The organism is Caloramator sp. ALD01 (assembly GCF_000472625.1).
Classification (GTDB): domain Bacteria; phylum Bacillota; class Clostridia; order Clostridiales; family Caloramatoraceae; genus Thermobrachium; species Thermobrachium proteoclasticum.
This window is the reverse complement of record NZ_AXAA01000005.1, coordinates 113,065-135,770: the sequence shown is the minus strand read 5'-3', so window position 1 is coordinate 135,770 and position 22,706 is coordinate 113,065. Positions and strand designations below refer to the sequence as shown.

Here is a 22,706-nt window from a genome sequence, read left to right as displayed (position 1 = left end):
ATAATTGCTTATTAGAAAAAATCATTACTCATATTCAAAAACAAATACATGTATTTAGTAGAAAAATGATAGCAGTATACACATAATAGTAAAATAAAAAAATAAATTACCTTAAAAATCCAAATAATATTTGGGTTTATTAAGTATACTCAAAAAAAGACCTAACGGTCTAAAATGCTATAATAAATGTAAATTTATTCATAAATAAAACAAAAATGGCAAGTAGAAACTTTTTTAAAGTTCACTTGCCGAATTTAAGTTATAGCTATTGTTCAATTGAAGCGATAAATAATAGAGAAATTTTAGCAGAAGCAATGATGAAAAATGGATTTAGAAGAATAGAGAGTGAATGGTGGCACTTTTATGATGAGGAATTTAGTAAGTATGAGATTTTATAAAAAAGAGAGTAGAGTACTGAATAGTTGTTTTAGTCGATTAAAATGTAATTAATTAAAAAAAGAAAAGGAGAGGTAAACTCTCCTTTATCTTCTTTCGAAGCTTCTTTTTTGTTGTTTTCTTGCTCTTCTGCAGTCAGGACATCTCTTTGGTTCGTTTTCAAAACCTTTTTCTGCATAGAACTTTTGTTCACCTTCTGTGAAAACGAACTCTTTGCCACAGTCTTGGCAAACAAGTGTCTTATCAGCCATTGAACACACCTCCTATAAATGATAGGATTTAACGACTCAAAGACACAACCCTACCGATTTATAGGGCAGTGGGTCTTGATGGTTAAATCTTTTTTCTTAGATAATTATAACATTTATAATTATATTTGACAATAATATTATGTTTCGTATATTTTAAAATTATACATAAAATTTTTATAATTAAGTAAAATAGGAGGAAAAATCACAATGAATATAGATTACTTAAAGCAGGTTTTAAATAAAAGAGAAGTGAAAATAATGGGAGAGGATGAAGAATATAAAAAATATTCCGTTGTTATTCCTATTGTATATAATGATGAATACAAAATATTATTTGAGGTTAGATCAAAAAAATTAAAATTTCAACCTGGAGATATTTCGTTGCCAGGTGGAAAGATAGAAGAAGGGGAGACACCAAAACAGGCTGCCATAAGGGAACTTATTGAAGAGCTTGGTATAAGTGGGGAGAATTTTGAGTTTATAGGACAGTTTGATACTTTAGTAACTTATCACGGAAAGATTATATATGTATTCGTTGTTCTTTTAAAAGATTTAAATTTTAATTTGTCAATTGATGAGGTTGATGAAATTTTTTTAGTTCCAATTTCCTTTTTTAAAGAAAATGTCCCAGATATGTATTATGCATCAATTAGTGCACGTTTTGAAAAAGAGAATAAATATATAAATATGAACCAAAGGCTTTTATCATCAAGGAGTCCTATTTATTTTTATGAATATAATGGAAGGCTTATATGGGGAATTACTGCTAAAATTATTTACAATTTTATTAAGAATATATTTAAATAATTTAAATTTTAAAAATATTGATGTTTTGGTAAATTCAGCATATCATATAATTAGAACAAAATATTGGTGGATGAAGGCTGTTGGAGACACCAGATTTGGTGACCGAAGAAGCAAAAAGTATTCTTTTCTCGGGATACTTTGAAACTTTCAGGTTATGTACAATAGCTGGACACAACCCTGGAGAGACCTATTATAGGCATCGAAGGAGTAACTTGCAAACTATTTGTTTGCAAGAAGCTTTCAGATAAAAGGACAGGGGAAAGAGAAGCTTTTTTTGTAATGCTTCTTTTTCCTCTGTCCTTTTATTTTTAAATATAAATTAGAGGAGGGGTATTTATGACAATTATCAAGGGGGTTTTCTTACTAATTTTAGTTCTTGTGGCATTTTCGTTGTTTACATTTAAGGCACCTAAGGGTGATGTAGCTATGTCTGGCCTTGCGGGTGCAGCAGTTGCTACATTTTTTATTGAAGCAATATTTAAGTATATACTTGGAGATTTTATAGGAATTGCTTTTTTAGGAGAAGTTGGCGAGGCAGCAGGAAGTATGGGGGGCCAATTGCAGCTATTTTAGTTGCTATCAATATGGGAGTAAACCCAATATATGCGGTTGTAGCCGGTGCAGTTTCTTTTAAATTGCCTATATTATCGGGTTTTGCAGCAGGATATATAGTGGGACTCTTTTCAAAAAAATTAGAAGAAAAAATTCCACGTGGGTTAGAAATAATACTTGGTGCGATGATAATTGCACCTCTTGCAAGAACAATAGGTGTAATAACACAACCTGCTATAAGTAACACTTTAGTATCAATAGGAGAAGTTATAAAGGCAGCATCTGAACAATCGCCATATTTAATGGGTATGTTGCTTGGTGGAATAATAAAGATAATATGCACATCACCACTAAGTTCAATGGCTTTAACTGCAATGTTAAATTTAAAGGGTCTTGCTATGGGTATATCAGCTATAGCTTGTTTTGGTGGTTCTTTTACAAATGGAGTAGTTTTTAAAAGGTTTAAAATAGGAGACAGGGGAAATTTAATAGCTGTTATGCTGGAACCGCTTACTCAGGCAGATCTTGTTACTAAAAATGCATTTACAATATATTTTTCAGATTTTATAGGCGGTGGGCTTGCTGGAATTGGAGCAGCATATTTTAAAATAATAAATAATGCACCAGGTACTGCATCACCAATTCCTGGTATGCTTGCACCTTTTGCGTTTAATCCCACAATAAAAGTTTTTATGGCACTTATTTTTGGAGCATTAGGTGGAATAGTTGGGGGATTGCTTGGAACACAAATAATAATTATGTATAAAAAATTAAAAGGATATAAAAAGGAAAATAAAAAAGAACAAAAACTTAGTGTTAGTTAAATGGGATTGATGTATAATAAAGAGAGGGGGTGGTATTTTTGAAAATACTTATTAAATCTGGTTTTATTTATCCTATTGAACAAGAACCCTTTAAGGGGGATATTTTAATTGAGGACGGTAAGATTATAAATATAGCTGAAAATATTGAGGATAAAGATGCACAAGTTGTGGATGCAGAGGGTAAGTATGTACTTCCTGGATTTATTGATGCCCACAGTCATATAGGATTGTTTGAAGAGGGTGTTGGGGGAGGATATCAGGATGGTAATGAGGCCACAAACCCATTAACTCCTGAAGTTAGAGTAATAGATGCCTTTAATCCAGATGATGTTGCAATAAAGAGAGCTCTTGAGGGTGGAGTAACAACAGTTATGATTTTACCTGGTAGTGCCAATGCTATTGGAGGCCAAGGAGCTATCTTAAAGCTAAAGGGAAACATAGTTGATAAAATGATTTTAAAGGAACCTGCAGGATTAAAAATGGCACTTGGAGAAAATCCCAAAAGGGTATATGGTAGTAAAAATCAAACTCCTTCAACAAGGCTTGGTACAGCAGCATTAATTAGAGGATATTTTATGAAGGTACAGGACTATATGAACAAGAAGAGGCAATGTGAAATTGAAAAGAAGGAGTTTGTTGATAGAGATATTAAATTAGAAATAGGCGAAAGAGTATTAAAGGGCGAAATACCTGCAAGAATACACTGCCATAGAAGGGATGATATATTAACAGCTATAAGAATATCAAAGGAGTTTGGTTTTAAACTTGTCTTAGAACACGCTACAGAAGGATATAAAATAGCTGATTATATTAAGGAAAATAATATACCATTAGTTATTGGACCATTATTTGGTTTTAGAACAAAATTAGAATTAAAGGACAAAACCTATGAAGCGGTTAAAATATTGAGCGATAAAGAAATATTAACATCTATAATGTGTGATCATCCGGTTATTCCTTTAGAGCATACAAATGTTCACGCGGGAGTAGCACTAAAATATGGTGCAGATGAGAAAAAAGTGTTAGAGATGCTAACAATAAATCCAGCAAGGATTTTGGGAATTGAGGATAGAGTGGGAAGTCTAAAGATTGGCAAGGATGCAGATATTGTAATTTGGAGCCATCATCCCTTTGATTTAAGAGCAAAGGTTGAAAAGGTTTATATTGATGGAGAGAGTTGTTTGTAATTAATACAAAAGTCCCTTATTATATAGGGGACTTTTGTATTAATAGAAAATATTTACAAAGAAAATATTGACAGTAAATACAATTATTATTATTATTATTATTATTGTAGAGCTCTACGTAAACCATATTAAGGGGGAGTAAAAGAATGAAAAAATACATATCAATGCTTTTAGCGTTAATTTTAACTTTTAATATTATAATTATAAATACAAATGTTCAAGCAATGAGTATAAATAATAATATGTATAATGTACAAATTGATAAAACGCTTGGCAATAAAAATAACCCTATTTTAGAAAAATATGATACTATTACTGTTAAAGGTCCTGAAGTTAGTTTTGGGGAAGATGTTTTGGTTTATGTAGTAAAGGTAATATTAGGTGAAATAGCAGAAAAGATAATAACAGACCTATATGATGATGCAAAAAATTTTTTGTCAATACATAATAGTTTGTATGGTGGAGTTGAGAAATGGTGGTATAAAGTAAAATATGGATTTGAATTTGATTATAATTTGAGTGAGAATTGGGTAGGTTATGGACAAGCAAACAAGACTGATAGAATTGTAGATTTACAAAAGTCATTAAAGGATTTAGGATATTATAATTCTACGATTGATGGAAAGTTTGGGCCTTTAACAAAAGATGCTCTAATGAGATATCAACGTGATTATGGATTAGCAGTTGATGGAATATGTGGTCCAAGTACATGGAAATCCTTAGCGAAGCACAAGTAAATATTTAGCTGGTACATATTTGATGTGTACCAGCTTTGTAAAAAAGGAGAGATAATATGAATTCTTTGGAAGTTAAATCAGTAACAAAAATAATAAAAAATAAAAAAATATTAAATAACATTAGTTTAGAAGCAAATGATGGACAAGTAGTAGGACTTATAGGACCTAATGGTTCAGGTAAAAGTACTTTATTTAAAGTAATAACTAATATATATAATCCAACAATTGGTAAAGTTTTTGTTGATAATATAGATTTGCAAAAAGAATATGAAAAAATATCATCTGAAATAGGTTTTTTAATTGAAGAACCAAGCTTGTATGAAAATTTAACTGGTAAAGAAAATTTGATGTTAATTAGTAAACTTTATAATAAATTTGATTCTAATATTTTTGAAGAAGTTTGTAATGAACTTGAGATAAATAAATTTTTAAACGTTAGATTTAATAAATGCTCAATGGGTATGAAGCAAAAGATAGGTATAGCAGCAGCAATAATACATAATCCAAAATATATAATATTAGATGAGCCTACAAATTCGTTAGATGCTGAATCTATTATTAAGTTTAAAAGACTAATAAAAACACTTGCCACAAGAGGGAAAACTATAATTTTATCAAGTCATATATTAAGTGATGTAGAAGAAATATGTGATAAAATATATATTCTTCAAAATGGTGAAATAATAGATTGCATTAATAATCAAGAAAATAAACATTGTATACAATATTTAATTTATACTGAAAAATTTAATTTAAGAATAGATCAAATACCAATAATAGAAAAAGATGGGCAAAAAGTTTTGATTGTAAAGGAAGAACAACTAAATGACATTCTAAATATGCTTAGTAGAAATAATATAAGAATTTTTAAAATACAAGAGAAAAGAAACACCCTTCAAGAAAAGTTTATTGAAAGGATTGGTTATAATGAATGTGATTAAGTTAGAAATTGAAAAGTGTATCAAGGAAAGAAAATATATTGCTCCTTTAATCTCCATAGTTTTTTTATAGCTATTTCTGCTTATTTTGCAAGTCACGACCCACGAGGGAGAGATTATTTTACATATACATATTATGTGTTTATATTAAATTGTAGAGTTATATTTCCAATTATTGTGGCTATTTTTTTTACAAATGTTTTAGTAAAGGAATTTGAAAAAAAGACGGCAAGAATTCATTTCCTAAAACCATACGGTAGAGAAAAAGCTCTTTTGTATAAGTATATAGCTGGTTCAGTTATAATTAGTATTATTTTTATATTGACGTTTTTTGTTTATGAACTAATTTTACTAATTGTATTTAAGATAAAAGGACTTGAAATTTTTAATATTTATGAGTTTAGCTTTAAGGAATTTTATTTAAGGGCATATAGTACATTGCTTTTACAGATAGTATTCCTAATAACTTTTGGAGCTATGGTATTTATTATTGGTATAATTACTAAAAAAGGAATAATTACAATATTAATATCTTTGCTAATACTTATATCAGAACAAAGAGGGTTATTTTTAGATATAATTCCAAAGCGTATATTATTTCTTTCAACAGCAGCAAAATATAACTACATGTTACAATTAGATAAGATGGTGTATATTTCTTATCTATATGATTTAATGCTAAATATATCCACGTTGTTAGGTTTCATTTTAATATCATTTTTACTAATAAGAAGAATTGAATTGGATTGATGTATGGGGAGATGATATTGTGCATAATAAAAAAATATATATAACTGTTATTACTTTATTTTTTATTTCAGCTTTAGTAACATTTTTTTTATATGAATATGAAATGTATTTAATTAATTCGGGTAAGAACTTTATGAGTGTTAACGAAACAATTAACTTATATAAAAAGAAAAAAAATATCAATGAAAATGTTGATGATTTAATTGAACTTGCAAGATTGTACTCTGTAAATAAAGAATATGAAAAATCTAAAGAATATTTATTAAAAGCATTAGAGAAAGAACCTAAAAATACAATTGCATTACATAGATTAGCGTTAGTTTATGAAAATTTAAATGATTTTAATAAAGCAATTGAAACAAGACAAAAATTGGTTGATATTGAACCACAAAAACCTGAAAATCATTATTATTATGCTATCTTATTATTAACTAAAGATATTAATGTATCTATAAATGAAATAGAGTTAGCTGTGAAGTATGCTGATGAAAGTGATAAACAGTTTTATATGGAGATGTTAGAATTATTTAAAAACAGTAGTAAATTTATTGATGAAGAGAAGTATGATGGTTATATAGATATAATTAATAGTAAATTTTTGGAGAGTAATAATAATGTAAAATTAGAAATCATAAAAAATATACGAAGCAAATATAGAAATTTAAAGATAGAAGACATAAATAAATTGGAGAATTTAGAAAAAGAAATAAAAAATAATAAAATCAATTAAAATTAAATGTAATGTAATTTAATTTAGCCTTTTGTTTGGTAGTTGCCAAATAAAAGGCTATTTATAATTAGTAAGTTATTAAAAAAGTTATTGTAAAAGGGATATTTACTTGATGTCTCGAATTTGATAAAAGGTTTATTTAACTATTTTGTTGAATTGAGAATTTATGTTCTTTATGCTATAATCTTGATAAAATATTAAGAATGGAGTGAAGTTATGATTCTTATAAAAGAATTTGAATTTGATGCAGCTCATAACCTTATACATTATCACGGAAAATGTGAAAGATTGCACGGGCATACATATAAACTTGTTGTAAAGTTAGAGGGAGAACCAGATAGCGAAGGGATGGTTTTTGATTTTGTTCAATTAAAAAAAATAGTTAAAGAAAGAATTATTGATAAGTTTGACCACGCATATTTAAATGATATAATAGAACAGCCAACTGCTGAAAATATCGCTATATATGTATGGGATGAATTATACGATGTATTAAAAAGGGATAATTGTAGATTATATGAAGTAGAGGTTTGGGAGACAAAGACAAGCGGAATAGTTTATAGGAGGTAATTTATGAAGGATGTACAAAACGAAAGAGACTTTAGAAATATACCTTTGAAGCACGTTGGAATAAACAATTTAAAATGGCCTGTTGTTGTGAGAGACAAGAAGAACGGCACACAAAATACAATAGCAAAGGTATCTCTATCTGTTGATCTTCCTCATTTTCAAAGGGGAACTCATATGAGTAGGTTTGTTGAGGTTATAAAGGAGTTAAAATCGGTTTCACCAAAGGATATTGAAGCAATGTTAACTGATTTAAAGGAAAAACTTGAGGCACAGGTTGCACACTGTAGAATGGAATTTGATTATTTTATATCAAAACCATCTCCAGTTACGCAGATAGAATCTCCCTATGATGTTCAGTGTGCCTTTGAGGCAACTAAAAACCATAACTTTGATTTTATATTAGAAGTGAAAGTCCCTGTAACAACATTATGTCCTTGCTCAAAGGAGATTAGTGAATTTGGAGCACACAATCAAAGGGCAACAGTCGATATAAAAATAAAGACAGACAAGATGATATGGATTGAGGATATTGTAAAGGTAGCAGAGGAAAGTGCAAGTACACCTGTGTTCTCACTTTTAAAGAGAAAGGATGAGAAATGGGTTACAGAAATGGCATATTTAAATCCAAGATTCGTAGAGGATGTTGCAAGGGAGGTTGCCTTAAGGCTTGAGAAAAATGAAGATATTAAGTGGTATAGTGTGTGTGTCGAAAGTATAGAGAGTATACATAACCATAATGCCTTTGCTTATACAGAAAAGGGGATGATGGAATGAGGTATATAACATTAAGGGATGGAAGAATATATGTGTTTGATAAAATGAAGGTTATGGGGATACTAAATGCAACACCAGATTCATTTTATTCAAACTCAAGGGTAAGTGGGGTAGAAGAAGGAGTAAAACGAGCACTTGATATGATAAAAAATGGAGCAGATATAATAGATGTTGGTGGAGAATCAACAAGACCAGGTTCAGAACCTATTGGATTAGATGAAGAATTAAATAGGGTAATACCATTAATTGAAGGGATAAGAAGAGAAAACAAAGAAATATTAATATCAGTAGATACATATAGAGCTGAAACTGCAAAGAAGGCAATTGAGGCTGGTGCGGATATTATAAATGATATAAGTGGAATGACATTTGATAAGGATATGGTAAGGGTTGTTAAGGATTATAATGTTCCGATAATAATAATGCATATAAAAGGTACTCCTAAAAATATGCAGCAAAATCCACAATATGAAAATGTATTAAAAGAGGTAAAGGAATATTTTATAGAGAGAATAGAATACGCAATAGAAAATGGAATATCAAAGGATAAGATTATTATTGATCCTGGCATAGGATTTGGTAAAACCTATGAGCATAATATTGAACTTATAAAAAACATTGAGTTTTTTAATGATTTAGAAGTTCCTGTACTCCTTGCGGTATCAAGAAAATCAAGTATAGGAATTGCACTTGGGAATGTACCACCTGAGGAAAGACTTGAGGGTACAATTGCTGTTACCTGCTATGCAAGTATGAAAAATGTTGATATTATAAGAGTTCACGATGTATTAGAGAATAAAAGAGCACTTATGATGATGGAGGCATTAAAATGAATAGAGTATTTATTGCCTTTGGAAGTAATATAGGGGATAGGTATGAAACGATAAAAAGAGCCTTTGAGCTTATTGAAGAGAATGAAATGAAAATAGTTAAAAAGTCAAGTATATATGAAACTGAACCCTATGGTTATAAACAGCAGCCTCCATTTATAAATGGAGTTATTTTAGTAGAAACAGAGCTTAGCTGTAGAGATGTTCTACAAAGATTGCTTAAAATAGAAAAACAGTTGGGAAGAGAAAGAATAATAAGATGGGGTCCAAGAACCATTGATTTAGATATTATATTCTACAATAATGAAGTATATAACGAAGAGGATTTAAAGGTTCCGCATCCTGATATGCATAATAGGGAATTTGTGTTAAAACCATTATGTGATATTGAACCGGATTTTGTTCATCCTTTATTAAATAAAAGTGTTAAGGAAATGTATATGATGTTAAAAAATAGAAATGAGTAAAAAATAGACATCACATTAGAACGTGATGTCTATTTTTCATAAGCTTGGATTTTTTAATATTTTATTAATAATGCAAAAAACTATTTATTAAAGATTCTAAAAGTATTATAGTATTTGTTGTGCAAAAAAATAATGGAGTGATATTTATGGCAAGAAAAGTTTTATTTAAAGAGTTTGATATTTTATTGTTTATACTTATTGTTTTTTCTAAACTAGTGATTTTTAATTATGTATTGAAGTTAGTTGACCTACAAAAGCTTTATTTAATTATTGGATGTTTTGGTTCAACATTAATTATTGCATCTATCTTTAGCTTTATTAGACAAAATAAAAGAGTAAAGGGACTTATAATTGCTGATTTTATTATAAGTTTGATATTGCTAACTGATGTTGTATATAACAGATATTTTTGTGATGTTACATCAGTTGCACTTATAAAACAGGCAAGATTGGCTGCAGAAGTGAAGGATAGCGTGACTTCTCTTATTAAGTTCAATGATCTATTGTTTTTTGTTGATATAGTTCTGTTTACTATTTTATATATAAAAAATAAGGATAAATTAGATAATAAAAAACCAAGAATTACTTTGAGAGCGTTAAAATTTATATCAATATTATCATTAGGACTTATTTTTTCAATTACCAGTGTTAAAGCACTTGAAAAGGAACAGCCAGGTATAACAAAAACAATGTACGATAAGAAATATATTGTTAAAAGGGTTGGAAGTGTAAACTTTCACGCGGTTGACTTTTATAGGTATATAACCTCAAATGTATTAAAAAAGGGGCATATATCACAGCAGGAAATAGATGAAATTAATAGGTGGATTGATGAAAAAAATTTATCAAAGGGAATAAAGTACTATGGAAGTATGAAGGGTAAAAATTTAATTGTTGTTCAGCTTGAAGCCTTTCAAGGATTTTTGCTTAATAAGAAAATTGGTGGGCAGGAAATAACACCAAATTTAAATAATCTTGCAAAGGAAAGTTTAGTCTTTGATAATTGTTTTTATCAAACAGCCTTTGGAGGAACTTCAGACGCAGAGTTCTTGATGAATAATTCTCTTCTGCCAATTAGAGAAGGATCAGTGTATTATCAGTATGCTGGAAACCATTACGAAGCATTGCCTAAAAAATTAAAGGAAACAGGGTATTTTACAGCTGTTATGCACGCTAATAGACCAGGATTTTGGAATAGAGTCAATATGTATAGCAGTTTAGGTTTTGATAGATATGAAAATGAAAATAATTTTAATATAGATGACATTCAGGGGCTTGGACTTAGTGATAAATCCTTTTTTAAGCAGGCTGTATTAAAGATGAAGGAGTATGATAAACCCTTCTATACCTTTTTAATTTCTCTTTCAAGCCACTATCCATATAGGGATTCACAAAATAAATTAAGCAACATAATAAGTACAGGAGAGTTTGAGGGAACAATAATTGGTGATTATATAAAATCTGCAAAGTATACAGATGAAGCAGTAGGACAGTTTGTTGATATGCTAAAAAAGGAAGGACTTTGGGAAAATTCGGTAGTTGTATTTTATGGAGATCATTATGCAATTCCTTATGATAGGAAGGATATTATGGGAAAACTTCTTTATGGAAGAGAAGATATTTCAGCACTTGAATGGCAAGAGGCACAAAAGATAGTTGCAATGATTCACTTTCCAAAGCAAGAAATAAAGGGGCATATTAAAGAGGTTACAGGACAATTTGATTTTTATCCAACAATAGCAAATTTGTTTGGCATAGATGCTAAATACACTTTTGGTAGAGATGTTTTAAATACAAACAAGGGATTTGTTGTTTTAAGAAACGGAACTTGGATAACAGATGATGTAGCATATTTGAATTTTGTTGATAAGGTTATTGATAGAAGAACTGGTAAAGAATTAAATAAGGATAAGTATGTAGATAATTTTGAAAGGGCATATAGGATGTTGAAGTTTTCAGATAGTTTAATAGAATATGATTTAATACCTAAATTAAAAAATAAGGCAGAGAATTAATCTCTCTGCCTTATTGATTTAGCAATATTGTTGGCACAAAGCATTGCAGATTGACATGAACCCTGTTGCCATCCGTGTTTTGTAGAAACGTGTTCTCCGGCAAAGAATACCCTATTATTCATTTCAGGTAGAGTAGCTTCATACAGGAATAATTCCTTTTGACCAGGTGTAAGTAGGGATACTCCGCCCCATATAAATGGTATGTTTGACCAGAGTATTGTAGAGTAGTCGATGATGTTATCTTCAATATAATTTTCAGGAAGCTTATGAATAGACTCAATACAATTTGATACTTCTTTTATTTTTATTAATTCTGGTTGACTACCTAAGCGTATAGCATTTTGATGCCAATTATATGATGCAAGTAGCACTCCTGGAATCTTATAGGATGTATTTTCGATTAGTCTATATTCAAATAGCTTATTTGGAATAGCCTCCATATGGTCAGAGCCATAGAGTGTAGAAATAGTTATTAAATCTGTTAGTGTTGTTCCAGATATAGGAGTATCCTTTTCCCAAAACCTTTCTTTAAGGTATAAAAATGTTTTTTGACCTATTTCATAATTTAATTCATTAATTGCCTGCATTTTGAGAGTAGAAAAATTAGGTAATATTTTCACTCTTCTTAAGCTGGAGAATGGTATGCAACACACAACATAGTCAAATTCCCTATAGTAGACATTTTTATCGTTAAGGTCTGTAACCTCAAGTATAATTTTGTCTCCGTATGGGGACTTTATAATTGAATTTACTAAGTGACCAAATTTAAATTGTACTTTACCAGGTCCGTCTGAAGATATGAGTTGGTTGTAGAAGGATAGAGGTAGGTTAATCATACCCCCTTCTATAGTATAGTTATATGCAAAATCCACAGTATAAAGTTCACCTAATATTTCATATAAACTGATATGAAGTAAATCAGCTTCAAGGGATGATAGGTAGCTAATCATTGATATAGCGTCCTGAGATAGATTGGTATTTTCGTATGCCTGTCTTAATGATAAGTTTTGTATTTCTCTTATCTTATGTGAATAATTTTGTTTAATTTTAATAAGTTCTGTTTTTTCATTTGATGTGAGGCTATAGAAATACTTGTTATACATTTGTGATATTAACTTGCTTGGAGTAACTTTTTTCTCAAGTTTAGAAAGCTTAAATTTAGGGTATATATTTTCCATTACGCTTTTTGCACTTGGTTCATTCAAGGCGTGGCTATCGCGTATATAAAAGAGAGAAGAGTAGCTTTTGCTAATAAATGGACGAGTTTTAAGTTTAAACTTTTTTATATAGTTCCATACAGTTTCGTGGGCAATACCTATACGCATTGCACCAAGTTCGGCAAGTTGATTTGAATCCTTATCAAAATAGTGTGTTTTTATTCTTCCCCCTATCCGTTTAGAGGCTTCAAAGATAGTAATATCACAGCCTATTCTGTTTAATTCATAACCTGCACAAAGGCCTGCAGAACCAGCACCTATAACAGCAACTTTAATGCCTTTACCTTGAAGCTTAGAACAGATTGTTTCAATATCTTCTGGGGGAGACATAAGTTTTATAATATCATCAAAATCATTTAATCTATTATCAAGCTTTAGTAAGAATTTTAGCATTTTATGTCTTTCTTCATCAGTAGGATTGAAGGAATGAAGAGGTATAGTTTGTTGCATAAATTACCACCTTTAATGCTTTTAATAATTTATATGAATAAATTTAAAATAAAATGTTAAATAAATTTAAGTTGAAAGGAAGTAATGTTTTGTTATAGAACTATATAGGTAAGGGGGAGTGAATATGTCAGGAGTTTTGTTTAAAAATGCCAAAATTTATACAATGGATGGAAATGATAATATATTTTCTTCTATGTATATAGAGGATGGCAGAATAGTTGAATTATCAAATCAAAATTTAATAGAAAAGTATAAAGACTGCAAAGTTATTGATTTAAACGGTAGAGCAGTTTTCCCAGGCTTTGTAGAGAGCCATATGCACCTTATAGAGGCAGCAAGAAGTATGGTTGAGATGGACTTTAAAAATGTAAAAAATAGAGACGACTTTGAACACGCATTATATTCTTTTAGTAAAACAAAGGAACCAAATGCTTGGATAATGGGTTCGGGATGGAGTGAAATTGTCTTTGGAGGTATTATGCCCCACAGATTTGATATCGATAAGATTGTTAGTGATAAGCCCGTGTGCTTAATAAGACAGGATGGACACTCCCTCATACTAAATACCAAAGCATTGGAGGTACTTAATTTAAGGGATAATGAGTCGGTTATTAATTCAGAAACGGCAGTAAAGGATGAGTTTGGGCTAACTGGACTTTTTTACGAAAATTGGGTATTTGAAATAATAGGTAGAATAATGGATATGATGCCAGATATCTATTATGAAATAGCTCTATTAAGAGTAGATAGTGAACTTATAAAAAATGGAGTTACTTTAGTAAATGATATTATGACTCAGTATCCAAGATATTATAATACCTTCAAAAGACTTCAAAGGGAAGGAAAGATTAAAGTTAGAATTATTGCAGGAAGCCTTGGTAATTCAAAGGAATACAGTGAATTTATTAAGCTTTCTGAAACAGAGAAGCTAAAAAAAGGTCCAGTAAAATATTTTGTTGATGGTAGCTTTGGTTCAAGGACAGCTCTATTGACTGAACCCTACGAAGATGAACCTAATAATATTGGATGTCAAAATTTAAGTGATGAAGAAATATATGACATAATAGAAAATTCATTGAAAAACAGCATACCAATAGCAGTCCATATTATTGGAGATTTAGCTATGAAAAAGTTTTTAGATATATATGAAAGGGTATACAATATTTATCCAAATAAAGAAGTCAGAAACAGGGTTGAACATATCCAGATAATAAAGGAAGAGGATATAGATAGATTTAAGAGATTAAACCTTATTGCATCCTTTCAGCCTATATTTAATTTAGAAAGCAATTTAACATTAACAAGGCTTGGATTTAGAAGAATAAAGGATACTTACAGATATAGAACATTTATTGAAAGAGGTATAACTACAATATTTAATAGTGATACGCCCTTTGGTGCAGAGTATGTGCAAAAAAAGGACGGGACATTTTTTAAGGGTTTTGAACCAATGCTTGGCATATACTGTTCTGTTAATAAGTTAAATTTAAATATCGAAGAGAGGGTAACTGTAAAACAGGCTGTAGAATGTTATACTAAAAATCCAGCCTATGCAAATTATATGGAGGATGTCTACGGAACGTTAGAGAAAGGAAAGTATGCTGATTTTGTAGTATTAGAAGAGGATATTTTTGATATCGATACTTTAAAGATTAAGGATGTTGAGGTTTATATGACTGTAATAGATGGTGAAGTTGTTTATCAAAAACAATGATTTAAGATACAAAAAAGGTATAGTTAAAAAACTATACCTCAGGCTGTTGGAAAAGTTATGTATTGATTAGCCCCACGAAGGATTTCTTAGGCATTCGTTCATTTCGCTAATCAATTCTAAGCTTTTCTTTGTTTGAAAAAGTCCTACCCTCGCGATGCCATCGTCCTGATGGCCGCTCGGCTCGGCACGTCCTGTGCCGAATTACGGACTTTTCCAAAGTCGAAAAGCTAAGAATTGCTAAAGCTGATGAAAGAGCCTAATAAAATCCTTTCATGGGGCTTTTTCAGATTTTAGTTAACAATTAAGTTTGTCAACAATCCGAGGTATAGTTAAAACTTATATAATTACAACTCTATAGAAGGTCTTTTTACCTTTTCTAACAAGCATTTCTCCATCTTTAAATAGAGATTCATCTATTACAAAATCCATATCAGAAACTTTTTCGTTGTTTATGTAAAGACCACCTTGTTGAATAAGTCTTCTTCCTTCGCTCTTTGAAGGAATAGCCTTTATTTCTACCAGCACATCAATAACCTTTTGGCCAAGTAGGTTAGATGGCATTTCAAAGGTTGGAGCATTGCTTAAATCCCCACCAGATTCAAATAGTGCAATTGCAGCCTGTTCAGCCTTTTTAGCCTCTTCTTCACCGTGAACAAGCTTTGTAACTTCGTATGCAAGAACCTTTTTAGCCTCATTTATTTCTTTATCCTTTAATGAACCTAATCTTCTAACTTCATCCATTGGTAGGAAAGTTAAAAGAGCAAGACACTTTTCAACATCTGCATCATTTACATTTCTCCAGTATTGATAGAATTCAAATGGAGTTGTTTTATTTGCATCAAGCCATAATGCTCCTTTTTCTGTTTTACCCATTTTCTTTCCTTCGCTGTTAGTTAAAAGCTTAAATGTTAACCCATAGGCTGGTTTACCTTCTTTTCTTCTAATAAGGTCAGCACCAGCAAGTATGTTGGACCATTGATCATTTCCACCAAGCTCCATTACACAACCATATCTTTTATTGAGTTCTAAGAAATCATATGCCTGCATTAACATATAGTTGAATTCAAGGAAGGATAGTCCCTTTTCCATTCTAAGTTTAAAACACTCTGCAGTAAGCATCTTATTAACTGAGAAATGTACTCCTACATCTCTTAAAAATTCTATGTAGTTTAAATTCCAAAGCCAATCAGCATTATTTACCATTATTGCTTTACCATCAGAAAAATCTATAAATCTTTCCATTTGCTTCTTTAAACATTCTGAATTATATTGTATTTCTTCCTTTGTTAGCATTTTTCTCATATCAGTTTTCCCACTTGGGTCCCCTATCATAGCAGTACCGCCACCAATTAGTGCGATTGGTCTATGGCCTGCCCTTTGCATATGTGCCATTGCCATTAAAGCTATAAAATGTCCAACGTGAAGGCTATCTGCTGTAGGGTCAAAACCAATATAGAATGTAATTTTTTCTTTTTCCAATAATTCCTTTATTTCATCTTCGTGGGTAAGCTGTTCAATAAAGCCACGTTCCATTAGCACATCAAAAGCTGACATTATTAAAACCCTCCTTAAAATAAGCTTGCATATATTTTACCAAAGTAAAAGTATAATTTCAAATAAAATTAATAATCTGCATACATATTGTCAACGTGAATTATTATTTCATAGTTAGGAAGTATTTTATGCAAATCATTTATTATTTCGTGTGCTTTTTTGCCCATATCATTTTGTTTAATCTCATTTGAAAAGACTACATCAAATATAATATTCTTTTTATGCTTCCCATCAACTAATCTAATATCGTGAACATCAAGTACATATTTATATCTTGATAGTACATCTTTTATTTTAAATCTTATTATTTCCAGCTCTTTGTTATCAAGAACAACGGGATCCATATGTAGGATTAAAACGATGTTTAATTTTTTAGACACTTCGTTTTCAATTTTATCAATAAGTTCGTGTGCTTCTAAAATATCTGTCCTATAATCTATCTCTGCGTGAAGGGAGGCTATTGTTTTTTGTGTACCATAGGTGTGAACAATAAGGTCGTGTACTCCAATTATGCCTTTATAGGACTTTACACTATCAACGATTTTTTTCACAAGTTCAGGGTCTGCAGCCTCACCAAGTAAGGGACTTATTGTTTCGTTAATAAGGTTATAACCTGCATAAAGTATAAAAAATGAAACTAATAATCCTATATATCCATCAATTGTTATATTGAAAAATTTTGAAATCAATATACTTATTAAAACAGTAGATGTTATTATTACATCACTAAAACTATCAAAGGATGTTGCGTTTATTGCTCCAGATGATGATACCTGTGATAGTATTTTATTAAAATAACCGAGCCAAAGTTTTATAATTATAGATACAACAAGGACTATTGCAGTATATATATTAAAGGTGAGTGGAGATGGATGCAGTATTTTTTCAAAGGACGATTTTAAAAACTCAAATCCAACTAAAAGTACAAGTATAGATACAATAAGACCTGCTATATATTCTCCTCTTCCGTGACCAAAGGGATGCTCTTTATCGGCAGGCTTATCTGCAATCATAAAACCTATGATTGTTACAACTGAAGAACCAACGTCAGATAAGTTGTTAAAAGCATCTGCAGTTATTGCGATACTTCCACTTAATGTACCAAATATGAATTTAAATATAAAAAGTAATATGTTAACAAAAATACCTACACCACCAGATAGATAGCCTATATATTTTCTATCGGTTTTATTTTTTAAATACATTTCAATAAGCCTTCTTGTCATATTCATCAGTCTCCCTTAATAGATTTATAGATATATTTTAACCTAAAAGTACAAAAAATAGAATTGATGTTTCAATAAATTACCACGAATTTTAATTAAGAGTAGGGTAAAAATAATAATGTCAAAAATAAAAAAATGGAGGTATGAAGTATGTTACAAAAGAATGCAAGACAAAATGTAGAAGAAAGCGTACAAAATCTACAAAACACTCTAAATAGTCTAAGACAGGCAGCTACAACTGTAGAAAATCAAAACACTAAGGCACAAATTGAACAGCAGATACAAAGTATCCAAAATACTTTAAATGCATGCCAAAACATAGCAAATACATTAAGGCAACAATAATAGGAGGGGATTACCCCTCTTAATTTATTGCAGAAAATTAATAAAAATACATTTGAAATGTATAAATATTTATGATAGTATAAATACAATAATTTAATAAAAAAATAACAATACCTTATGTAGAGGTGCCTAAGTCAATAGTACTAAAGGGGAGCTTGGCAGGTTATGAAGCTTTAGGAAAGGGGCTTTAGGCCGAAGGGGATAGTCGCCAAACTATCTACCTGGCTGTTTGCATAATATGCACTCAGCTGTCACCAAAGGGTGGAGAGCTACAAAGGTTTTGTTTGGGTATGCAAAAAGCAGCTTGAACAAACCTTGCTGCTTTTATTTTTTTATAAAGGAGGAATGGGAAATGGCAATTGTTGTACAAAAATATGGTGGAAGTTCAGTAGCTACTACTGAAAAAATAAAAAGAGTTGCAAAAAGTGTTATAGATAAAAAAAACAAGGGATATAAAGTTGTTGTTGTAATATCGGCAATGGGGGATACAACGGATGATTTAATAGAGCTTGCAAAGGGTATTTCTAATAATCCTGATAAAAGGGAGTTAGATGCACTACTTGCAACAGGTGAAATGATTTCAAGTTCGCTTTTGGCAATGGCTATAAAGGACATAGGATATGATGCAATATCCTTTAATGCATTTCAAATTCAGCTAAAAACAAATGGAGTATATGGTAAATCGTTAATTGAAGATATAAATATTCTTCCTATAAAAAATGCATTAGATTTAGATAAAATAGTTGTTGTAGCAGGATTTCAAGGTGTTTCAGATGAAGGTAATCTAACAACCTTAGGAAGAGGAGGTTCTGATACCACAGCTGTAGCACTTGCTGTTAAATTAGATGCTGAATGTGAAATATATACAGATGTTGATGGAATATATAGCGTAGATCCTCGTCTTTATAAAAATGCAAAAAAAATTGAAAACATAAGTTATGAAGAGATGTTGGAACTTTCCAGTCTTGGTGCACAGGTTATGCATTCAAGGTCTGTGGAACTTGGACAAAAATACAATATACCCATCTACGTTGGACTTAGTTGTAGCGATATAAAGGGGACATATATAAGGGAGGTTGAAGAAATGGAAAATAAGCCAGTAACTGGACTAGCAGTTTCAGATGATGATGTTTCAATAACTTTACTTGATATTGATTATGATATTTATACCCTATCAAGTATATTTGAATCAATAGCTGCAAGGAAGATTAATGTTGATATGATAAGCCAGACTGCACCACAAAACGGCAGTGTCAACATATCCTTTACAATACCAAAGGCTGATTTAAATGAGTGTTTAGAAGTTGTCAGAGCATATACGGTTAAAAGGCCAATTATAGACGAAAATGTAACAAAATTTTCTATAGTAGGCATTGGTATGAAGACGACATCGGGTGTTGCAGCAAGGCTCTTTAGGGTGTTTAAGGAGAATAATATACAGGTTAAAATGATTACCACATCAGAAATAAGAATTACTTGCACTATAAATAGGGAGGATAAATTAAAGGCAGTTGAACTTGTGGCAAAGGAATTTAATTTATAAGAAATGTAAAAACTATAGGAAGAAAAACTTTCTATAGTTTTTTGTTATTATGTAAATTATATGTTAAAAATAAGTATAAAGCATAAATATTTTTATTTTTTATATTGCAAAAGTCATATAAAAGTATTATTATATGATTAAAGAATCATATACTTTATATGGAAGGTGATAGAATGAAGTTGCAGGAAATTAATAAAGCACATTTTGAGGGAATGGAAAATAGCATAACTGGGGTATTAGAGCTTTATACTACGACCTGTCCAGTTTGTGTACAATTAAAGCCTGTACTTGAGGAAGTAGCACAGGAGATAGAAAATGTTAATTTCTACACAATTAATGCACAGGAAAATATGTCAGTTGCAAGAAAGTTTAAAGTAATGAGTGTACCTACTACACTTATATTAAAAAATGGCGAAGTTGTGGAAAAAGTAATAGGTTTTAAAAATAAAGAAGAATTAAAGCAGATAGTACAAAAGCATTTTTAGGTGAGGATATGGAATTAGTTAATATTTTAAAGGCTTTATCAGATGAAACGAGAATAAGGATATTAAATCTTTTAATGGTTAAAGAACTTTGTGTATGTGAGCTTGAGGTGCTTCTTGGACTTAATCAGTCCAACGCCTCAAGACACCTAAATAAACTTTCTTCTGCTGACATTTTAAAGAGCTATAAAAAGGGACAGTATGTATATTATTTCATAAACTCAGATTTTATAAAAAAATATCAAAATCTATATGAAACCCTTAGACAAAACTTTAACAATTATGATATACTAATGAACGACAAAAAAAATTTAGATAAATATATTTTAAGTGGTATATCCTGTGAAGATTTAAAGGAAGGTAAATTAAAATTTTAAGGGAGGTTAGTTTATGGAAAAGAAAAAAGGATTAGGCTTTTTTGAAAGGTATTTATCTATTTGGGTTGCTCTATGTATTGTTGTTGGTATCTTAATAGGAAAATACATTCCTATAATACCAAAAACATTAAGCCGATTTGAGTATGCTAATGTTTCAATTCCTGTTGCAATATTAATATGGCTTATGATTTATCCAATGATGCTTAAAATTGATTTTTCAAGTGTTGTGAATGCAACTAAAAAACCAAAGGGACTTATAGTTACTTGTGTTACAAACTGGATAATAAAACCATTTACAATGTATTTATTTGCATACTTTTTCATAAGAATAGTGTTTAATAATTTCATCCCAGATAACCTTGCAACAGAATATATAGCAGGAGCAGTTCTTCTTGGTGCTGCACCTTGTACAGCTATGGTTTTTGTATGGAGCTATTTAACTGATGGAGATGCAGGATATACACTTGTTCAAGTTGCGGTAAATGACTTAATTATACTTGTTGCATTTACACCAATTGTTGCCTTTTTACTTGGTGTAAGCAATGTTAAAGTGCCATATAATACTCTATTCTTATCAACTATTCTATTTGTTGTTATACCACTTACATTTGGTTATCTAACAAGAAGAAGTGTTATTAAGAATAAAGGACTTGATTATTTTGAAAATGTATTTTTAAAGAAGTTTGATAATGTAACAATAGTAGGACTACTATTAACACTTGTTATAATATTCTCATTCCAGGGAGAAATTATACTAAACAACCCATTCCATATTCTATTAATAGCAGTACCACTTACAATTCAAACCTTCTTTATATTTGGATTTGCATATGCTTGGTCAAAGATTTGGAAGCTTCCACATAATATTGCGGCACCAGCATCTCTAATTGGTGCAAGTAATTTCTTTGAACTTGCTGTTGCAGTTGCAATATCATTATTTGGTTTAAAATCAGGAGCAGCTCTTGCAACAGTTGTGGGTGTTTTAACAGAGGTTCCAATAATGCTAACTCTTGTTAAAATTGCAAATAATACAAGACATTGGTTTAAGTAATAAAACCTCTTTTGGAGCCAGACTGTTGACAAGGCTATTTATTGATTAGCCCCATGAAGGATTTCTTGGGCATTCGTTCTACAGCTTAAGCAATTCTAAGCTTTTCTTTGTTTGAAAATGTCCTACCCTTGCGATGCCATCGTCCTGATGGCCGCTCGGCTCGGCACGTCCTGTGCCGAATTGCGGACTTTTTCTACGTCTAAGCCTAAGAATTGATAGAGCTCATGAAAGAGCCTATTGAAATCCTTTTATGGGGCTTTTTCATACTTTAGCTAACAAGTGGGTTTGTGAACAATCTGACCCCTTTTGGGGTTTTTATTGACTTTAATATTTAATTATTTTATAATATATTTATAAAGTATAGAAGGGAGATGTTTTTATGCAAATTAAAATACTTGGTTCAGGTTGTGCAAACTGCAAAAAGCTTGAGGCAAATGCAAGAGAGGCTATCAAAGAACTTGGAGTAGAAGCTGAAGTTATAAAGGTTGAGGATTTTAAAGATATTATGAAGTATGGAGTTATGAGAACTCCTGCAATAGTAATAAATGAAAAGGTAAAGATGTTTGGAAAGGTTTGTACAGTAGATGAAATAAAGAACTATATAAAGGATGAAATGTAGGAGGAATTTTATGTCAAAAACTTGGTATCCAGTAATAGACTATGAAAAGTGCACAGAGTGTGGGATATGCTTTGACCACTGTAAACACGGTGTCTATAGTAAAAGAGAAAGCAGAATAATTGTAGTTGAAGGGGAAAACTGTGTTCACGGATGTAGAGGCTGTCAAAGCAAATGTCCTTCAGGTGCTATAAGCTATGTTGGTGATGACGGCACAACTAAGGGAGGTTGCTGCTGTAGCTGTTGTTAAAAAATAGCTTATCTATGTTAAAATTATAACTTTTCAAAAAATATTGAAATTTA

Annotated in this window: 24 protein-coding genes, 1 pseudogene and 2 riboswitches; of the genes and pseudogenes, 21 read left to right on the top strand and 4 right to left on the bottom strand. The window is 30.6% G+C overall.

Translation table 11 applies throughout. The features are described from left to right. The first annotated feature begins 215 nt into the window (after positions 1-215). Complete coding sequence (locus A3M9_RS14380; RefSeq protein WP_084424618.1) at positions 216-398, top strand: M15 family metallopeptidase; 183 nt, start codon at positions 216-218, stop codon at positions 396-398. Positions 399-482: 84 nt separating this feature from the next. On the opposite strand, the gene A3M9_RS0104200 is transcribed toward A3M9_RS14380, so the two are convergent. Beyond that, entirely contained in the window at positions 483-647 is a 165-nt protein-coding gene (locus A3M9_RS0104200) for a zinc-ribbon domain-containing protein (protein WP_027308107.1), read from the bottom strand. Between the two features lie 207 nt (positions 648-854). On the opposite strand from A3M9_RS0104200, the gene A3M9_RS0104195 reads away from it, so the two are divergent. From A3M9_RS0104195 to A3M9_RS0104140, 12 genes and pseudogenes are all read left to right on the top strand, one after another. Further along, complete coding sequence (locus A3M9_RS0104195; protein ID WP_035165812.1) at positions 855-1,454, top strand: CoA pyrophosphatase; 600 nt, start codon at positions 855-857, stop codon at positions 1,452-1,454. Between the two features lie 167 nt (positions 1,455-1,621). Further along, a riboswitch (glycine riboswitch) is annotated at positions 1,622-1,720 on the top strand. A gap of 70 nt (positions 1,721-1,790) precedes the next feature. Then, positions 1,791-2,830, top strand: a pseudogene (locus A3M9_RS13130) (PTS sugar transporter subunit IIC). A 38-nt stretch (positions 2,831-2,868) separates the two neighbouring features. After that, the gene (locus A3M9_RS0104185; protein ID WP_027308105.1) at positions 2,869-4,017 is read left to right on the top strand and encodes an amidohydrolase; all 1,149 of its coding nucleotides are present in this window, start codon (positions 2,869-2,871) and stop codon (positions 4,015-4,017) included. A gap of 146 nt (positions 4,018-4,163) precedes the next feature. After that, positions 4,164-4,754: a peptidoglycan-binding protein gene (locus A3M9_RS15005; protein WP_027308104.1), complete on the top strand. Its 591-nt coding sequence runs from the start codon at positions 4,164-4,166 to the stop codon at positions 4,752-4,754. A gap of 56 nt (positions 4,755-4,810) precedes the next feature. Further along, entirely contained in the window at positions 4,811-5,695 is an 885-nt protein-coding gene (locus A3M9_RS0104175; protein ID WP_027308103.1) for an ABC transporter ATP-binding protein, read from the top strand. A 174-nt stretch (positions 5,696-5,869) separates the two neighbouring features. Further along, on the top strand, positions 5,870-6,442 hold the full coding sequence (locus A3M9_RS0104170) for a hypothetical protein (protein WP_198011935.1): 573 nt from the start codon (positions 5,870-5,872) through the stop codon (positions 6,440-6,442). 19 nt (positions 6,443-6,461) lie between these two features. Further along, on the top strand, positions 6,462-7,172 hold the full coding sequence (locus A3M9_RS0104165) for a tetratricopeptide repeat protein (RefSeq protein WP_027308101.1): 711 nt from the start codon (positions 6,462-6,464) through the stop codon (positions 7,170-7,172). A 216-nt stretch (positions 7,173-7,388) separates the two neighbouring features. After that, a complete protein-coding gene (queD, locus tag A3M9_RS0104160) occupies positions 7,389-7,742 on the top strand; it encodes a 6-carboxytetrahydropterin synthase QueD (RefSeq protein ID WP_027308100.1) in 354 nt (117 codons plus the stop codon). A gap of 3 nt (positions 7,743-7,745) precedes the next feature. Then, on the top strand, positions 7,746-8,516 hold the full coding sequence (gene folE2 / locus A3M9_RS0104155) for a GTP cyclohydrolase FolE2 (RefSeq protein WP_027308099.1): 771 nt from the start codon (positions 7,746-7,748) through the stop codon (positions 8,514-8,516). After that, positions 8,513-9,349 (top strand): dihydropteroate synthase, encoded by an 837-nt coding sequence (gene folP, locus A3M9_RS0104150; protein ID WP_027308098.1) that lies wholly within the window; start codon positions 8,513-8,515, stop codon positions 9,347-9,349. The genes folE2 and folP overlap by 4 nt, the downstream gene beginning before the upstream one ends. Continuing rightward, positions 9,346-9,813: a 2-amino-4-hydroxy-6-hydroxymethyldihydropteridine diphosphokinase gene (folK, locus tag A3M9_RS0104145; RefSeq protein WP_027308097.1), complete on the top strand. Its 468-nt coding sequence runs from the start codon at positions 9,346-9,348 to the stop codon at positions 9,811-9,813. Before folP ends, folK begins: the two co-directional genes overlap by 4 nt. 146 nt (positions 9,814-9,959) lie before the next feature. Then, entirely contained in the window at positions 9,960-11,828 is a 1,869-nt protein-coding gene (locus tag A3M9_RS0104140; RefSeq protein ID WP_035165811.1) for an LTA synthase family protein, read from the top strand. Here A3M9_RS0104140 and A3M9_RS0104135 read toward each other — a convergent pair. Further along, positions 11,825-13,495, bottom strand: a complete 1,671-nt coding sequence (locus A3M9_RS0104135; protein WP_027308095.1) for an NAD(P)/FAD-dependent oxidoreductase — start codon at positions 13,493-13,495, stop codon at positions 11,825-11,827. The genes A3M9_RS0104140 and A3M9_RS0104135 overlap by 4 nt on opposite strands. 124 nt (positions 13,496-13,619) lie before the next feature. Here A3M9_RS0104135 and A3M9_RS0104130 point away from each other — a divergent pair, with 124 nt between their 5' ends. Continuing rightward, positions 13,620-15,209 carry an amidohydrolase gene (locus A3M9_RS0104130; RefSeq protein ID WP_027308094.1) on the top strand — a complete coding sequence of 530 codons (1,590 nt, stop codon included), beginning with the start codon at positions 13,620-13,622 and terminating at the stop codon, positions 15,207-15,209. Positions 15,210-15,545: 336 nt separating this feature from the next. Here A3M9_RS0104130 and tyrS read toward each other — a convergent pair whose 3' ends face one another. Further along, the gene (gene tyrS / locus A3M9_RS0104125; protein WP_198011937.1) at positions 15,546-16,766 is read right to left on the bottom strand and encodes a tyrosine--tRNA ligase; all 1,221 of its coding nucleotides are present in this window, start codon (positions 16,764-16,766) and stop codon (positions 15,546-15,548) included. 65 nt (positions 16,767-16,831) lie between these two features. Continuing rightward, positions 16,832-17,995: a cation diffusion facilitator family transporter gene (locus tag A3M9_RS0104120; protein ID WP_242826177.1), complete on the bottom strand. Its 1,164-nt coding sequence runs from the start codon at positions 17,993-17,995 to the stop codon at positions 16,832-16,834. 144 nt (positions 17,996-18,139) lie between these two features. Between A3M9_RS0104120 and A3M9_RS13125 the strand changes: the two genes are divergently transcribed. The 7 genes from A3M9_RS13125 (at position 18,140) to A3M9_RS0104085 (ending at position 22,653) form a co-directional block, all read left to right on the top strand. Continuing rightward, positions 18,140-18,334, top strand: coding sequence for a hypothetical protein (locus A3M9_RS13125; RefSeq protein WP_035165806.1), 195 nt, complete (start codon positions 18,140-18,142; stop codon positions 18,332-18,334). 112 nt (positions 18,335-18,446) lie between these two features. After that, a riboswitch (Lysine riboswitch) is annotated at positions 18,447-18,614 on the top strand. 72 nt (positions 18,615-18,686) lie between these two features. Continuing rightward, positions 18,687-19,877, top strand: coding sequence for an aspartate kinase (locus tag A3M9_RS0104110; RefSeq protein WP_027308091.1), 1,191 nt, complete (start codon positions 18,687-18,689; stop codon positions 19,875-19,877). Positions 19,878-20,050: 173 nt separating this feature from the next. Next, positions 20,051-20,362 (top strand): co-chaperone YbbN, encoded by a 312-nt coding sequence (locus A3M9_RS0104105; RefSeq protein WP_051350582.1) that lies wholly within the window; start codon positions 20,051-20,053, stop codon positions 20,360-20,362. An 8-nt stretch (positions 20,363-20,370) separates the two neighbouring features. Then, positions 20,371-20,736, top strand: coding sequence for a helix-turn-helix transcriptional regulator (locus A3M9_RS0104100; protein ID WP_027308089.1), 366 nt, complete (start codon positions 20,371-20,373; stop codon positions 20,734-20,736). Positions 20,737-20,749: 13 nt separating this feature from the next. Further along, entirely contained in the window at positions 20,750-21,787 is a 1,038-nt protein-coding gene (gene arsB, locus A3M9_RS0104095) for an ACR3 family arsenite efflux transporter (RefSeq protein ID WP_027308088.1), read from the top strand. A gap of 379 nt (positions 21,788-22,166) precedes the next feature. Then, complete coding sequence (locus A3M9_RS0104090) at positions 22,167-22,406, top strand: thioredoxin family protein (protein WP_027308087.1); 240 nt, start codon at positions 22,167-22,169, stop codon at positions 22,404-22,406. Positions 22,407-22,416: 10 nt separating this feature from the next. Next, on the top strand, positions 22,417-22,653 hold the full coding sequence (locus A3M9_RS0104085; RefSeq protein ID WP_027308086.1) for a 4Fe-4S dicluster domain-containing protein: 237 nt from the start codon (positions 22,417-22,419) through the stop codon (positions 22,651-22,653). Positions 22,654-22,706 lie beyond the last annotated feature (53 nt).